Raw genomic sequence first — 14373 nt, 5'->3', positions numbered from 1 at the left:
TTAGCGCTCGCGCATCCCCGTTTTCTCCGAAATAGAGTCCTTTTGTGAACAACAGCGAATTTAGCAGCCTCAATCTCTCCCCCGCCCTGCAAGAGAACCTCACCAGCCTGGGTTACCTGCAGATGACCCCGATCCAGGCCCAGAGCCTGCCCCTGGTGCTCGAAGGCAAAGACCTGATCGCCAAGGCAAAAACCGGTAGCGGCAAGACCGCTGCGTTCGCCCTCGGCCTGCTCTCCCGCCTCAACGTCAACCGTGTCGACGTACAGGCGTTGGTGCTCTGTCCGACCCGCGAACTGGCGGATCAGGTGGCTACCGAGATCCGTCGTCTGGCGCGCGCCCTGCCCAACGTCAAGCTGGTGACCCTGTGCGGCGGCACCCCGACTGCACCGCAATCCGCCACCCTGAGCTTTGGCGCCCACATCGCCGTCGGCACCCCGGGCCGCATTCTCAAGCATCTGGAGCAGGGCACACTGGAGCTCTCGAGCCTGGAAACGCTGGTGCTGGATGAAGCGGATCGCATGCTGGACATGGGCTTTGGCGAAGACATCAACCGGGTCATCAGCTATGCCCCCGAGCGCCGCCAGACCCTGCTGTTCTCCGCTACCTATCCGGAAGGGATCGCCCAGATGAGCCGTGGCGTGCAGCGCAATCCGGTCGAGGTGAGCGTCGAGTCCCTGCACGAAGGCAGCGCCATCGAACAGAAGCTCTACGAAGTCCCCTTTGGTCAGCGCCTCGATGCCCTCACCTGGCTGCTGAGCCACTACCAACCCAGCTCCTGCGTGGTGTTCTGCAACACCAAGCGCGCCTGTAACGACGTGGCCGACCATCTGGCTGCCAAGGGCTTCTCGGCGCTGGCATTGAACGGCGATCTGGAACAGCGCGAGCGGGATCAGGTGCTGGTGCGCTTTGCCAACGGCAGCGCCACCATTCTGGTGGCCACCGACGTGGCGGCCCGCGGCCTCGACATCAAGGAGCTGGGCGCCGTCATCAACTACGAGCTGACCTATGATCCGGAAGTGCACGTGCACCGCATCGGCCGTACCGGTCGTGCCGGCCAGCAAGGTCTGGCCCTGAGTCTCTATCAGCCGAACGAGGCCCAGCGCGTCAACTTTATCGAAGAGTACCAGCAGGCTCCGATGCCGCTGGGAGATCTCGACAGCATCGGCCGCGACATCAAGCCGATCGCCCCGCAGATGGTGACCCTCTCCATCGATGCAGGCCGCAAGACCAAGGTGCGGGCCGGTGACATTCTGGGCGCCCTGACCGGTGAAGGCGGCATTGCCGGTGCCGATGTGGGCAAGATCCAGATCTCCGAGCAGTACTCCTACGTCGCCGTGAAGCGCAGCGTGGCGAGCGCCGCCCTCAAGCGGTTGCAGGAAGGCAAGATCAAGGGTCGCAGCTACCGCGCCCGCAAACTGGGCTAAGGTTCTTTGCAAGCCGTTAGCCAGACCACAGGCGCCTGACAGGCGCCTGTTTCATATCTCCGATGCCGCCATGCGGCAAGACAGGCACCATGACCCAAGCAATCCAAACCGATGTGAGCTGCCAGAACTGCGAAGCCTGCTGCTGCCGCCTCGAAGTGATGCTCTTTACCGATACCGGCGTGCCGGACCGTTATGTACTGGAACGGGATGGCGAGATACCGGTTATGCGCCGGCTGGACGATGGCTGGTGCGCCGCCCTCGACCGCAACACCATGATGTGCCGTATCTACGAGGTACGGCCGCTGATCTGCCGCGAATTCGAAATGGGTGAGCCCGACTGCGTTGACGAACGGGACAAGTGGTTTATCAAGCTGGAGTAAACCCGAGCCAGCCAAAATGCGGGGTCGTCAAGCGCTCGCAGGTTCACAGGGAGCGGTGTTGAGCTGCTCCCCCAGCCACTGGATGGCGGCCGCCTCCTGCTCGAAGTAACGCACCGCCCGAAAGGGCAATCCCTTGAAGATGTTATCCGCCAGATAGCGTTTGAAGCCCCCCGCCAGGACCACCGCCAGAAACTGACAGCCACTCTCGGCACACCAGCCAAACTGGCGACGAAAACGGGCCAGCACCTCGGGCCCGGCCGCTTCGAACTCGGTCGCGACCTCGACAATCCCCCAGGGGCCATCCATCAGACCGGCCAGTTCGTGATGAAAACGCGCCTCATAGGCCATGGCGCCTGCCAGATTGAAGGGGCCGCTCGGCCGACAGATCATCATCTGTCCCCTGCGTTCCATCTCGAATTGACCGTGCGGCTGCATCCTTGCGTCCCTCTTTTCATTGGCATCCGAAATCTGATTGTTACCATAACGTAATAATTTATATGAAAAAGTCCAGGTAAATCCAGTCTCCCTCCAGCCCTTCCCGAGCGGGTTATGTCGCGAATATCCCGCTGGCGGCATCGTCTCGCATGGTCAGACGAATAGCCAAAATGTGTGATTGCAGTTAACGAAACGTTGCTGCTATTATCCGCGCCACCACAAACCTTCCACCTACAGAAACGTTTGAACACTCTCAACAAGGACGGGCAATGAAAAGCAGGGATTCTAACCATTACCAACGGATCTGGCGCTGGCACTTCTACGCCGGTCTCTTTGTCGCCCCTTTCCTGATCCTGCTGTCACTGACCGGGATCGTCTATCTGTTCAAACCCCAGCTCGACAACCTGATGTACCCAGAGCTGATGAAGGTCACCTCCGCCAGCCAGACCCTGAGTGCCGACCAGCTGCTGGCCAAGGCGATGATGGCCATGCCGGACGCCAGCCTGCGCAAATATCTGCCGCCTGCCGCTCCCGACCTGAGCGCTCAGTTCATCGTCAATCGGGGTGAACAGGAACTGACCCTGTTTATGGATCCCGCCAGCGGCGCCCTACTCGGCACCATGGATAACAAGTGGAATCTGCAAGCGGTAGCCCGCTCTCTGCACGCCGAGCTGCTGCTCGGCACCACGGGGGATCGGCTGATCGAGCTGGCTGCCGGCTGGGGGATAGTGCTGCTCATCAGCGGCATCTATCTCTGGTGGCCACGCAAGGGGCCCGGGGTAGGCGGCATCCTATGGCCCAGAGTCAACCAACGTGGCCGCCTCTGGTGGCGGGATCTGCACGCCGTGGTCGGCTTCTGGGGCGCCGGTTTCCTGCTGTTGTTGCTGTTGAGCGGCATGACCTGGACCGGTTTCTGGGGCGATCAGTTTGCTGCGGTCTGGAACCGCTTCCCCGCCGCCATGTGGAACGAGGTGCCCAAATCGGCGCCGCTGGCCCGCAGCCTGAATCAGGCCCACGAGCAGACCGTCCCCTGGGCGGTGGAGAACACTCCCATGCCCAGCTCGCAGCCGGTTGATGAGGGGCACGATCACGGCGCCATGAACCACGGCGAGCACGAGGGAATGGTGATGGCAAGCCACCGTATTGCGCTGCAACGGGTGGTCGAGATCGCCAGTGAGCGGGGGGTCAAATCAGGTTACAGCATCACCCCGCCGGTCGGTGATACCGGCGTCTACACCATCGCCCTGTTTGCCGACGATCCACGCAACGACGCCACCCTGCATATCGATCAATACAGCGGCAAGGTGCTGGCCGATGTGCGCTGGCAGGATTACGGCTCGGTCGCCAAGACGGTGGAGAGCGGCGTCATGCTGCACATGGGCAAGCTCTACGGCTGGCCCCATCAGCTCGCCATGCTGATCATCTGTCTGATGGTGCTGGCCAGCGCCGTGAGCGGCCTCTGGATCTGGTGGTGCCGCCGTCCGCAGGGCCGTCTCGCCGCGCCGCCGCTGCCTGCCAAACTCCCGCCGATGCGCGGTGCCATCGCCCTGCTTATCCTGCTGGGGATCGCCTTCCCGCTGGTGGGCGCCTCCATGGTCGCCATCTGGCTGCTGGATACCCTGCTCTTCTCCCGCCGCCCCCTCAGGGTGGCTCGCGCCAGCTAGTCGATAACATCATTAACCAACAGAGAGGGCTCCCGCTTGGGAGCCCTCTCTGCTTCATGGCAGCCGACTATCACTCCTGCTCGACCAACAAGAGAATTTTCTTGGCCTTCTCAAAGTGATCGAGCTTGTGGGTCTGGATCCACCAGGTCGCCGCCTCCATCAACAAATCAGGATCGTTATTGCGATTGGCAAAAAAAGCATAAAAGGAGAGCCCGACCGTCTCCCCCTTCTGGGCGATTTTTTGCTGGCATACCTGAATGATTTTCTGTTTGAGTGATGCACGCATGGCAGCCTTCCTGTCTGACTGATTCAGTACCAACGCGTCGCATCGGCACACAAAAAGGGCTCCCGCCTCGGGAGCCCGTTTCACATAACAACAAGCAGGTCGCTCATCAGGAGAGCGCCAACCCGATGGAGAGCAGCAGGCTGAAGAGAAACGCGCTGATGGCTGTCTTCTTGAGGGAACCGGTCAGCACCTCGCCATCGTAGCTTTCGCGCAGGGTCTTGGCCGCATCGCTGAGGGGCTTCATGGCGGGCAGGAAGATCCACGGCCAGAAACTGGCGGGCTGAATCAGGATAAAGGCAATAGTCGCCAGCAGCGCCGCCCCCAGCAGTACCCAGTGATAAGCGATGGCGCGGTTGCGGCCAAGGCGCACCGCCAGGGTGATCTTGCCGCTGGCGGCGTCGGTCTCGATGTCGCGCACATTGTTGATATTGAGCACGGCGGTGGCCAGCAGGCCACAGGCGGTGGCGGGCAGTAGCAGATCCCACTCCAGCGTCTTGGTGAAGAGGTAGTAGGAGCCGAGCACCCCCAACAGACCGAAGAATAAGAACACCGAGATATCGCCAAACCCGCGATAGCCGTAGGGAGTCTTGCCGACCGTGTAGGTCACCGCCGCGACAATGGCCGCGCCACCCAGCACTACAAATGCCAAAATCTGCAGCCACTGGCCGCCGAAGGCACAGCCCAGCAGCAGCAGGCCACTGGCCACCGCCGCCAGCGCGGTCAGCCCCATCGCCACGCACATCTGCTTTTTGGTGATGAGGCCGGAGACCACCGCCCGCTGCGGGCCGATCCGCTCACCGTTGTCGGCGCCGGAAACCGCATCGCCATAATCGTTGGCCAGATTGGAGAGGATCTGCAGCAGGATGGCGGTCAGCAGCGAGAGCGCCATGATGGTGCCATCGAAGGCGCCACGACTGGCAGCCAGCCCCGAGCCCAGCAGGATGGAAGAGCAGGCGAGCGGCAGTGTTCGCAAACGCGCCGCCAGCAACCAAACAGAGAAGGTATTTGTCATATTGTGATGGCCAAACAATCGGATATTGATCGTGTTAAGGGTTATCGAACCGGATTTGGGTATACTTGGCCCCGGAGAGTGAAACTCCCTCGGGCGATTTACATGGACGAATGGGCAGATAATATATAGGAAATCATCGCCCTTTGGCATAAACCTACGGCATCCTGCTAGCGGATCGCTCGTTACTACCCGGCTCAGAAAAGAATCCATGTTGGCTCAGACCCATATCAAGCAACAACTGGACGCCCTGCGTCACAGCAACGTCAGCGGCTTCGTGCGGTTGCGAGTGGCCATCGAGATCCGCTCCTTTCTGGGCTGGCTCGCGGCGCAAACCCTCTATCCCCGCATCTACTGGCAGGCCCGTGGAGAGGATCGTCCCGAGTATGTCGCGCTGGGCGCCATCCATGAACTGACCGAGCCGCACGCCATCAAGCAGGTGTGCACTAACACAGCCAACCAGCATCATGACGACAGCCCCCGCTACTATGGCGGACTGGCGTTTGATCCGGCCCAATCCGGCTGGCAAGGGTTTGGCCCCTGCCGTTTCGTGCTGCCCCGCATCGAGCTGGTGCGCCGTGGCGAGTGCGTCAGCCTCTGCCTCAACCTCTGGCTGGATGACGACAATCTCGAGGCCGAACTGCAGGCGGCCGAAGCCGCCCTCGATGCCCTGCACCCGGAAGCTCCGCTGCCCGCCCTGCAAAAGCAGCCCTGGCAGCGACAGGATTGCCCCGGCGCCGCCCAGTGGCAGACGCTGGTGGAGCGCGTCACCGCCCCCGATTTTCAGGCCCACACTCCCAAGGTGGTGCTGTCGCGGGAGAGCCTGCTGACCAGTCCGAACCATGATGCGGATATCAATCCCTGGGCCATGCTCGACCAGTGGGCCCGCCATGCCCAGGACTGCTTCCACTTCGGTTTTCAATTCTCCCCCGAGCAGGCTTTTATCGCCTGCTCCCCCGAGCGGCTCTACCGCCGGGAAGATCGCCACCTCTTTACCGAGGCGCTGGCGGGCACCATTCGCCGCTCCGGCGATGAAGAAGTGGATGCCCAACTGGCCGCCGAACTGCTGGCCGACAGCAAGAACCGGCTGGAGAACCGGCTGGTCCACGCCGACATCCTCAGCCGACTGGCACCGCTGGCCCACGACGCCACCCTGACCGAACCGCGCATTCTCAAACTGCGGCTGCTGCAGCACCTCAAGTGCGATATCGAAGCCGAGCTCAAGCCCGGGGTCTGCGACTGGCAGCTGCTCGATGCCCTCCACCCGACTCCGGCGGTGGGTGGTGCCCCGCGCGAGGCAGCGCTCGCCTTTATCCGCGAGTTAGAGCCCTATGATCGGGGCTGGTACGCCGGTGCCTGCGGCATGCTGAGCCGGGAGACATCCGAGTTCTCGGTCGCCATTCGCAGCGCCCGCATTCAGCCGGGCAGCGTCACCCTGTTTGCCGGTGCCGGTATTGTCGCCGGTTCCGAGCCTGTCGCCGAGTGGGCCGAACTCGACAACAAGATCGCCAATGTGCTCTCCCTGCTGGGATAGTCATTCACCCTTTTCACGCTACGAGAGCCCCTATGCCCACCCGTAAAGAGCCTGCCAGCGAAGAGTTTGCCTGCCCCCTGTTTTCGAGCCAGCACGCCACCTTCAACCACGTCTGGTCCTCCCTCTTGCTGGAGGAGCTCTTTCGCCTCGGGGTGCGCGACATCGCGCTGGCCCCCGGCTCCCGCTCCGCGCCGCTGACCATGGCCGCCGCCGCCCATCAGGGCTTTCGTCGTCACCTGCACTTTGACGAGCGCGGTCTCGGCTTTATGGCGCTGGGGCTGGCCAAGGGGAGCAAGCGGCCGGTGGCGGTGATCATGACGTCGGGTACCGCGGTAGCCAACCTCTGGCCCGCCGTGGCAGAAGCACAGCTCACCGGCGTGCCGCTGATTATTCTCTCCGCCGATCGTCCTCACGAACTTATCGACAACGGCGCCAATCAGGCGATCGACCAGCAGGGGATCTTCGGCCGCTATCCCGTCTATCAGCAGAACCTGCCGAGCCCCACCCCGACCATTCCGGCGGCGTTTGTGCTGAGTTCGGTGGATCAGGCGCTGGCCAAACAGGCACTCACTCCCGGAGTGGTGCACTTCAACTGCATGTACCCCGAGCCCCTCTATCCGGGCGAGCACTATCAGGATTTCTCCGACTATCTGGCCCCCCTCGGTGACTGGCTCGGCTCGCATAAGCCCTGGAGCCCGTGGCAGCAAAGCGAGCCGACCTGCCCACCCCAGGCGGAATGGGAAAGCTTTCGGCAACAGCGCGGCATCGTTGTGGCTGGTCGCATTACCGACCCGAAGCAGGCACAGACCGCCGCCGCGCTGGCGGAGCAACTCGGCTGGCCGCTGCTGGCGGACCTGCAGAGCCAGGTCCGCTTCGATAGTCGCAACCTCATCCACATGGATATGGCACTCAACGACTCTGAATTCATCGCCGAGCTGGGCCGCGCCGAGGTGCTGTTGCAATTTGGCGCGCGGCTTGTCTCCAAGCGGCTCGGCCAGTTCATCAAACAGCATTCATGGCAGGATTACTGGCTGGTGGATCCGCAACCGGCGCGGCTCGATCCCGACTACCGGCTGCGCAACCGGCTGCTCTGCAGTGCCAGCACCTTTGCTGCGGCCCATCCGGTCACCACACAAGCCCCTTGGCACACATTGGCCGAGCTGCAACACAACGCCAGCCAGCAGATCGCCGCTGCCTGCGAGCACTTCTCCGAGCTTGGGGTCTGCCATCGCCTCAACCGCCTGATCGAAGGGCAACTGTTTGTCGGCAACAGCATGCCAGCCCGACTGATGGATATGCTCGGCGAAACGGGCAAGGGGCCGAGCCGGGTGATGACCAACCGTGGCGCCTCCGGCATCGACGGCCTGATCTCCACCGCCTACGGGTTTGCCCAATCGCTCGAGCCAGGCAGTGATGATCCCACCACCCTGCTGCTTGGGGATCTCAGCGCCCTGCACGATCTCAACAGCCTCGCCCTGCTCAGCAAGGCGAGCCGACCGCTGGTGGTGATCCTGCTCAACAACGATGGCGGCAGCATCTTTCGTATGTTGCCGGTGCCCACCGAAGGGGAGCTACTGGAGAGCTACTACCGGCTGCCCCACGGCCTCAGTTTTGAACATGCTGCCGCCATGTTTGGTCTCGCCTATCGGGCGCCGACCACCCTGCCCGAGTTCGAACAGGATTACCGCGCTGCCCTCCAACATGGCGTTACCTTGATCGAGATCCGGGTACCGAGCGAGCAGGTGGCCGATGATCTCAAGGCGCTGGGGGCTGCCATCCGTGGCAAATAAGGATGCAAATGTACCGCTGGTGCTGCTGCACGGTCTGCTGGGGGATAGCGGCGACTGGCAACCGGTCATCGACCGGCTGCCCGCCATCCACTGCATTGCCCTCGATCTGCCGGGTCACGGCCAGCATCGCGCTCTCACCGTCAGCGACTTTGAGCAGAGCCACCAGTGGCTGGTCGCCGAGCTGGCCAGCCGCAATATTGAACGCTATCTGCTGGCGGGTTACTCGCTGGGGGGGCGACTGGCCCTCTATCACGCCAGCCGCGAGCCCGCCGGGCTACGGGGGCTGCTGCTGGAGAACTGCCATCCGGGGCTACCAGCCGGTGAACGGACCGCCCGCATCCAGCATGATGAACGCTGGGCGCAGCGTTTCGAGCGCGAGCCCCTGGCTGACGTGCTGACAGACTGGTATCGGCAAGGGGTGTTTGCCGATCTTGACGATGCGGCCCGCGCCCGTCAGATCGCCAAACGCCTTGGCAACGACGGTCAGGGCATCGCCACCATGCTGCGCGCCACTTCGCTCGGCAAACAGCCGGATCTCGCCCCCTGGCTCATGGCGAGCCAGCTGCCGGTTACTTATGTGAGTGGCAAGCGGGATCACAAATTCCATCAGCTGGCTTGCCAGCTGGCGAACCAGCATCGCAGAATCAACCACTTGGTGCTGGATGGCGGCCATAATCTGCACGCCCATCAGCCCGATCACTTTGCCCGACTCCTCGCGGAGTGGGTCAACCAACAAGAAGAGACGAGTCATGATTGAAGCAATGACGGAAGCTGAACTGTATGCACCTGTTCAACATGCCGGGATTGCTCAACTTAGTGTTCAACTCGGTGCTCAACTGCACTCTCCCAGATCAGAAGGAAAAAACCATGATTGAAGCAATGACGGAAGCGGAACTGTACGCTCCTGTTGAGTGGCAGGATTGCTCCGCCGGTTACGAGGACATCCTCTATCACAAGTCCAACGATGGCATTGCCAAGATCACCATCAACCGTCCCCAGGTGCGCAACGCCTTCCGTCCCCGCACCGTCAAAGAGATGCTGCAAGCGCTGGCCGATGCCCGTTATGACGATCATATCGGCACCATCATCCTGACCGGTTTTGGCGAGAAAGCCTTCTGCGCCGGCGGCGACCAGAAGATCCGTGGCGACTACGGTGGATACCGGGATGACGAGGGGACTCACCACCTCAACGTGCTCGACTTCCAGCGCGACATCCGCACCTGCCCGAAACCTGTGGTTGCCATGGTGGCCGGTTACGCGGTCGGTGGCGGCCACGTGCTGCACATGATGTGTGACCTGACCATCGCCGCCGACAACGCCCAGTTTGGCCAGACCGGTCCGAAAGTCGGCTCTTTCGACGGCGGCTGGGGTGCTTCCTACATGGCTCGCATCGTCGGCCAGAAGAAGGCCCGCGAAATCTGGTTCCTCTGCCGCATGTACGATGCGAGCCAAGCCCTCGACATGGGTCTGGTCAACACTGTCGTGCCGTTGGCGGATCTGGAGCGCGAAACCGTGCGCTGGTGCCGCGAGATGCTGCAGAACAGCCCGATGGCGCTGCGCTGCCTGAAAGCGGCCCTCAATGCCGACTGTGATGGTCAGGCAGGGTTGCAGGAGCTGGCTGGCAATGCCACCATGCTGTTCTACATGACCGAAGAGGGTCAGGAAGGCCGTAACGCCTTCAACGAAAAGCGTCGCCCCGACTTCTCCAAATACAAGCGGAACCCCTGATGACACTAGCCCTGTATCGCTATCAACTGCCTTTTACCCAGCCACTGACCTTTCACGGCAAGGTGGAGGTGGCGCGAGAGGGGCTGTTGCTGCGCATCAACGACGGCTGGGGGGAAATTGCCCCCCTGCCCGGCTTCTCGAAAGAGAGTCTGCAACAGGCAGAGGCAGAAGCCCTTGCCACGCTGGCGGCCCTGGCCGCCGGTGACACCCCGAATCCTGTGCTGCCGTCGGTGCAATTTGGCCTCGACTGCGCACGCCGGACATGGCCCGCGCAGAGCAACCCGCTACCGGAGCCCTATCCCCTCATTCAAGGCTCCCCCCAGGAGCTGCTGCGCAACTGGAAAGAGTGGCTGCACCGCACGCCCGGCAAGGCCAAGCTGAAGGTGGCGCGCTACCCGATGCGTGACGAGCTGGCGCTGATCCGCCTGCTGTGCGATCGTCTCCCCTCCCTCAAGCTGGTGCTGGATGCCAACCAGGGCTGGACCCGCGAGGAGGCATGGACCTTCTGTGGCCACCTCGACCCGAATCGCATCGAGTATCTGGAAGACCCTTGCGCCGACTTTGCCGACATCGCCTTTGTCGCCAACCGCACCGGCATGCCGGTGGCGCTGGACGAACTGCTGGCACAAGGCAAGCCGTGGGAGCCGATCCCGCAACTGCGCGCCCTGGTGCTCAAGCCTACCCTGCTCGGTTCACTCGCCAACTGCGAAGCGCTGATCGCCCGCGCCCGCGAACTTCGGCTCAAGGTGATCATCTCCTCCTGCTTCGAATCGGATCTGGGCCTGAACCAGCTCTTTCATCTGGCTGGCGAGTGGGCACCGGAACAGGCGCCGGGGCTGGATACCCGCCGCTGGATGGCGGGCAACCTGCTGGGGGAAGATGGCAAACCGGACCTGAGTCGACTGGAGCAACTGTATTACCGTGATTGACCCCTCCCGTTCACCCGAACAGACACCTTGCCCGGTACGCCACCGGGCAATCTCAGCCCCGAACCGCATTGCCATCCACACCGCCTCGCCTCTCAGTTACCGCCAACTCGATGCCCGCATCAACAGCCTGTGCCAACAGCTGAAACAAGCCGGAGTGCGTCGTGGCGATCATCTGGCTGCAGTGGTGCGCGGTGCGCTGGAAGATGTGCTGCTGGCATGGGCCTGCGTGCGCAGCGGCGTGGTGTTCTGCCCGCTCAACCCCGCCTTTCCTCTCGAAAAGCAGCGCGAGCTGGCAGTGCAACTCGATGCCGATGCCTTCTGGTCGGCAGGGGTGATCCCGGCAGGCAACTGGCAGCCCTTGCAGCTCGACTTCACGCGCGAACTGCCAGCAAGCGAGGAAGCGTGGCAGCTGGAATCGACCCAGCTCAACAACATGATCCTCACCTCGGGCTCCAGCGGCACGCCGAAAGCTGTGGTGCACCGGCTCTGCAACCACCTGGCCTCGGCACGCGGCTCTGCCACCCTTATTCCCCTCGATGAGGCCTGCGGCTGGCTGCTCTCCCTGCCGCTGTTCCATGTCGGCGGCTACGCCATCCTGTTTCGGGTCTTTCTGGCGGGTGCCACGCTGGTGCTGGATCAACGTGAACGCTCCCTCAAGGAGCGGCTGGAGTGCCAGCCCATCACTCACCTCTCGTTGGTGCCAACCCAGCTCTGGCGCCTGCTGGCAGAGGGTTTTGACCCCGCCCGTACCCGCCTTCGTGAGCTACTGCTCGGTGGCGCCGCCATCCCGCAGCCGCTGGTGAGCCGCCTCTGCGCCATGGGGCTCGAACCCAAGGTGAGTTATGGTCTCTCCGAGATGGGCAGTCAGGTCTGCACCGCGGTCCCCGGCAATGCCGGTGTGGTCGGCCGCCCGCTACCGGGACGGGAGGTGTGCATCAGGGAGCAGGAGATCTGCGTGCGCGGTGCCACCCTGTTTGCCGGTTACTACCGAGATGGCGAGCTGGAACGACCCCTCGATGACGAGGGCTGGTTTCATACCCGCGACAAGGGGAGGTTCACTGCGGCAGGGGAACTGCTGGTAGAAGGACGGCTCGATAACCTCTTTATCTCGGGTGGCGAAAACATCCAGCCCGAGACCATCGAGCAGCGACTGGTGGATCATCCCGCTGTCGCCCAGGCGCTGGTGGTGCCGGTACCGAGCGAGGAGTGGGGGCAACGCCCCGCCGCCTTTATCGACTGGCACGGCGAACCGGTTCCCAACCCCGAACTGGCAGCCTGGATCCGCAACACCCTGCCCGGCTTTATGGTGCCCGACCAGTGGCTCCCCTGGCCCGATCTCGGCGGTAATCTCAAACCTTCCCGCCAACGACTGGGCCAGCTTGCCCGGTTGCAAACAGTCATGCCCAAAACGTCTGAGTGAGACGCTTGCCGCCATTCAGGGTCTGTCCTGAAAGGATAACAAGCACCGTGGCCGAGGTGAGCGGCCACCGCAGCCCCTAACGTTATCTTCCCGCACTCCCGCCTCTGCTGCGACAACCTCTGCCCGAATGAGGTGCCCGCCCGTTATCAAGCCTGACGCCAGCGGCCGAGTTGTAATAGAATGCCGATAGCCACTCCCAACTTCAGACCCTGACCGCACCGCGCATGAAGAAGTTTGCCAAGATCCTCCTCGCCTGCCTTGTTTTGCTGCTGACCCTGATTGCCATGCTGCTGGGCTACAGCGAGTGGATCGTCTCGGATGCCCGTCACTACACCTACGATCGGGTGGACAAGGTGCCCTACAACCGGGTTGCGGTGGTGCTGGGTACCTCCAAATATCTCTCCGGTGGCGGCCCCAACCACTACTTCAAATACCGCATCAAGGCGGCTGCCGAGCTCTACAACAATGCCAAGGTGGACTTCATCATCGTCTCCGGTGACAACGCTACCGTGCAGTACAACGAGCCACGCCAGATGCGCCGCGCCCTGATCAAGGCGGGCATCCCCGCCTCCGCCATCTATATGGATTTCGCCGGATTCCGCACCCTCGACTCAGTGGTTCGCGCCAAGGAAGTGTTCGGCCAAGAGCGCTTTACCGTGGTCTCCCAGGGCTTTCATAACGAGCGGGCCATTTTCATCGCCCGCCATTTCGGTATCGACGCGGTCGGCTTTAATGCCGAGGATCCCAGCGCCTATCAGGGGATCCGCACCCGGGTGCGGGAAGTTTTTGCCCGCCTGATGGGGTTGCTCGACCTCTATGTACTGGACAAGGGGCCCAAGTTCCTCGGGGCACCGGTCCCCATCGGTCTGCCTGTGCCTTGCCAGTCACTGAGCACCATCGGCAGCCTGCAACCCTGCCTCAAACAGCACAAACCAGCCGTGGATAAGACCAAGCCAGCGGCGGTATCGGCCGCGGTTGCCACCGAGTCGGCGACCCCATCTGCCTCGGCCGTGACTGAGCAACTCACTCCTGCTGTATCCGCAGCGGCGACTGAACCGGTCACGCCCGTCAAACCCGTGGCAGAAGCCGCCGCCAAGGCCCCCACCGCGCTCTTGCCCACTTTACCACTAGCCCCTTCCGCTGCCAGCGCCGGCTCTTCCTCCTGATAAACCAGATTCCCGGCTATCCGGGTTAGCCCGCCCAAAAAGAACGGCCACCCTGTCGGAGTGGCCGTTCTGCGGTCGGGTAATCCGACATTAAATGTTGTTGGCTGGTGATGGCGGGGCAATCCCCAGCAGCAGGTGATCCATCATCCCCACCATGCGCCCTATCTCGGGCTTGGTGATGGTATCGTTCGCCCCCAGTTGCAGCGCTTTCTGGCGGTTGTCATCGCTCATCAGGGAGGAGAACATCACGATGGGCATCTCCTTGTAGGAGGGGGTATCCCGCAGCCGCTTGAGCAGGTGCATGCCATCCATGCGCGGCATCTCCACATCGGTGATCACCGCATTGACGAAGCCGGTCACCGGCATTCTCTCCTCCTGGGCCAGACGATCGAAATCCGTCATCATCTCCAGCCCCTCTCCCCCATCCTTGGCCGTGATCACGTTGTAGCCAGCGGTACGCAGGGTGGTCTCGATCATCTTGCGGATAAAGGCCGAGTCGTCCACCACCAGAATAGTTTGGCTATGTCCCAATTACGTGTTGAAAGGCTAAGCTTGAAGTAGGCCATCACCTTGAGGTCTACCATCATGGATACCCCAGCCTTTCAACA

Annotated in this window: 14 protein-coding genes and 1 pseudogene; 11 read left to right on the top strand and 4 right to left on the bottom strand. The window is 62.3% G+C overall.

The annotated features are described in order from the left end of the window. Nucleotides 1-44: 44 nt before the first annotated feature. Entirely contained in the window at nt 45-1424 is a 1380-nt protein-coding gene (gene dbpA, locus ACW5W8_RS10965; RefSeq protein ID WP_498627885.1) for an ATP-dependent RNA helicase DbpA, read from the top strand. Nucleotides 1425-1513: 89 nt separating this feature from the next. Further along, a complete protein-coding gene (locus ACW5W8_RS10960; protein WP_005335921.1) occupies nt 1514-1804 on the top strand; it encodes a YkgJ family cysteine cluster protein in 291 nt (96 codons plus the stop codon). A gap of 27 nt (nt 1805-1831) precedes the next feature. On the opposite strand, the gene ACW5W8_RS10955 is transcribed toward ACW5W8_RS10960, so the two are convergent. Then, complete coding sequence (locus ACW5W8_RS10955) at nt 1832-2239, bottom strand: hypothetical protein (protein WP_498627882.1); 408 nt, start codon at nt 2237-2239, stop codon at nt 1832-1834. Between the two features lie 269 nt (nt 2240-2508). Between ACW5W8_RS10955 and ACW5W8_RS10950 the strand changes: the two genes are divergently transcribed. Next, nucleotides 2509-3903: a PepSY-associated TM helix domain-containing protein gene (locus tag ACW5W8_RS10950; protein WP_498627881.1), complete on the top strand. Its 1395-nt coding sequence runs from the start codon at nt 2509-2511 to the stop codon at nt 3901-3903. 70 nt (nt 3904-3973) lie between these two features. Here the strand turns inward: ACW5W8_RS10950 and ACW5W8_RS10945 are convergent, their stop codons facing one another. Together ACW5W8_RS10945 and ACW5W8_RS10940 are read right to left on the bottom strand one after the other, a co-directional pair. Further along, a complete protein-coding gene (locus ACW5W8_RS10945) occupies nt 3974-4189 on the bottom strand; it encodes a DUF6500 family protein (RefSeq protein WP_498627879.1) in 216 nt (71 codons plus the stop codon). Between the two features lie 106 nt (nt 4190-4295). Next, nucleotides 4296-5201: a 1,4-dihydroxy-2-naphthoate polyprenyltransferase gene (locus ACW5W8_RS10940; RefSeq protein ID WP_005363134.1), complete on the bottom strand. Its 906-nt coding sequence runs from the start codon at nt 5199-5201 to the stop codon at nt 4296-4298. A gap of 208 nt (nt 5202-5409) precedes the next feature. Here ACW5W8_RS10940 and ACW5W8_RS10935 point away from each other — a divergent pair, with 208 nt between their 5' ends. The 8 genes from ACW5W8_RS10935 (at nt 5410) to ACW5W8_RS10900 (ending at nt 13765) form a co-directional block, all read left to right on the top strand. After that, complete coding sequence (locus ACW5W8_RS10935; protein ID WP_498627876.1) at nt 5410-6732, top strand: isochorismate synthase; 1323 nt, start codon at nt 5410-5412, stop codon at nt 6730-6732. A 77-nt stretch (nt 6733-6809) separates the two neighbouring features. Further along, nucleotides 6810-8522, top strand: coding sequence for a 2-succinyl-5-enolpyruvyl-6-hydroxy-3-cyclohexene-1-carboxylic-acid synthase (gene menD / locus ACW5W8_RS10930; protein WP_498627941.1), 1713 nt, complete (start codon nt 6810-6812; stop codon nt 8520-8522). After that, a complete protein-coding gene (gene menH, locus ACW5W8_RS10925; RefSeq protein WP_498627874.1) occupies nt 8482-9279 on the top strand; it encodes a 2-succinyl-6-hydroxy-2,4-cyclohexadiene-1-carboxylate synthase in 798 nt (265 codons plus the stop codon). The genes menD and menH overlap by 41 nt, the downstream gene beginning before the upstream one ends. Further along, nucleotides 9272-9397, top strand: a complete 126-nt coding sequence (locus tag ACW5W8_RS10920) for a hypothetical protein (RefSeq protein ID WP_258224330.1) — start codon at nt 9272-9274, stop codon at nt 9395-9397. The genes menH and ACW5W8_RS10920 overlap by 8 nt, the downstream gene beginning before the upstream one ends. Beyond that, complete coding sequence (gene menB, locus ACW5W8_RS10915; protein ID WP_498627872.1) at nt 9390-10250, top strand: 1,4-dihydroxy-2-naphthoyl-CoA synthase; 861 nt, start codon at nt 9390-9392, stop codon at nt 10248-10250. Before ACW5W8_RS10920 ends, menB begins: the two co-directional genes overlap by 8 nt. Continuing rightward, nucleotides 10250-11179, top strand: coding sequence for an o-succinylbenzoate synthase (menC, locus tag ACW5W8_RS10910; protein WP_498627870.1), 930 nt, complete (start codon nt 10250-10252; stop codon nt 11177-11179). Before menB ends, menC begins: the two co-directional genes overlap by 1 nt. Continuing rightward, nucleotides 11172-12599 carry an o-succinylbenzoate--CoA ligase gene (gene menE, locus ACW5W8_RS10905; RefSeq protein WP_498627869.1) on the top strand — a complete coding sequence of 476 codons (1428 nt, stop codon included), beginning with the start codon at nt 11172-11174 and terminating at the stop codon, nt 12597-12599. Before menC ends, menE begins: the two co-directional genes overlap by 8 nt. A 224-nt stretch (nt 12600-12823) precedes the next feature. Then, entirely contained in the window at nt 12824-13765 is a 942-nt protein-coding gene (locus ACW5W8_RS10900) for a SanA/YdcF family protein (RefSeq protein ID WP_498627867.1), read from the top strand. Nucleotides 13766-13855: 90 nt separating this feature from the next. On the opposite strand, the pseudogene ACW5W8_RS10895 reads toward ACW5W8_RS10900, so the two are convergent. Continuing rightward, nucleotides 13856-14287, bottom strand: a pseudogene (locus ACW5W8_RS10895) (response regulator); the annotation flags it as partial. Nucleotides 14288-14373 lie beyond the last annotated feature (86 nt).

This window comes from Aeromonas aquatilis (assembly GCF_054052405.1).
The sequence above is the reverse complement of the archived record's forward strand: the minus strand, read 5'-3'. Positions and strand labels throughout refer to the sequence as shown.

Coding starts and splice junctions, on each gene's coding strand:
- ACW5W8_RS10960 (WP_005335921.1), top strand. CDS start 1,514: ATGACCCAAGCAATCCAAACCGATGTGAGCTGCCAGAACTGCGAAGCC.
- ACW5W8_RS10955 (WP_498627882.1), bottom strand. CDS start 2,239: ATGCAGCCGCACGGTCAATTCGAGATGGAACGCAGGGGACAGATGATG.
- ACW5W8_RS10950 (WP_498627881.1), top strand. CDS start 2,509: ATGAAAAGCAGGGATTCTAACCATTACCAACGGATCTGGCGCTGGCAC.
- ACW5W8_RS10945 (WP_498627879.1), bottom strand. CDS start 4,189: ATGCGTGCATCACTCAAACAGAAAATCATTCAGGTATGCCAGCAAAAA.
- ACW5W8_RS10940 (WP_005363134.1), bottom strand. CDS start 5,201: ATGACAAATACCTTCTCTGTTTGGTTGCTGGCGGCGCGTTTGCGAACA.
- ACW5W8_RS10935 (WP_498627876.1), top strand. CDS start 5,410: ATGTTGGCTCAGACCCATATCAAGCAACAACTGGACGCCCTGCGTCAC.
- menH (WP_498627874.1), top strand. CDS start 8,482: ATGATCTCAAGGCGCTGGGGGCTGCCATCCGTGGCAAATAAGGATGCA.
- ACW5W8_RS10920 (WP_258224330.1), top strand. CDS start 9,272: ATGATTGAAGCAATGACGGAAGCTGAACTGTATGCACCTGTTCAACAT.
- menB (WP_498627872.1), top strand. CDS start 9,390: ATGATTGAAGCAATGACGGAAGCGGAACTGTACGCTCCTGTTGAGTGG.
- menC (WP_498627870.1), top strand. CDS start 10,250: ATGACACTAGCCCTGTATCGCTATCAACTGCCTTTTACCCAGCCACTG.
- ACW5W8_RS10900 (WP_498627867.1), top strand. CDS start 12,824: ATGAAGAAGTTTGCCAAGATCCTCCTCGCCTGCCTTGTTTTGCTGCTG.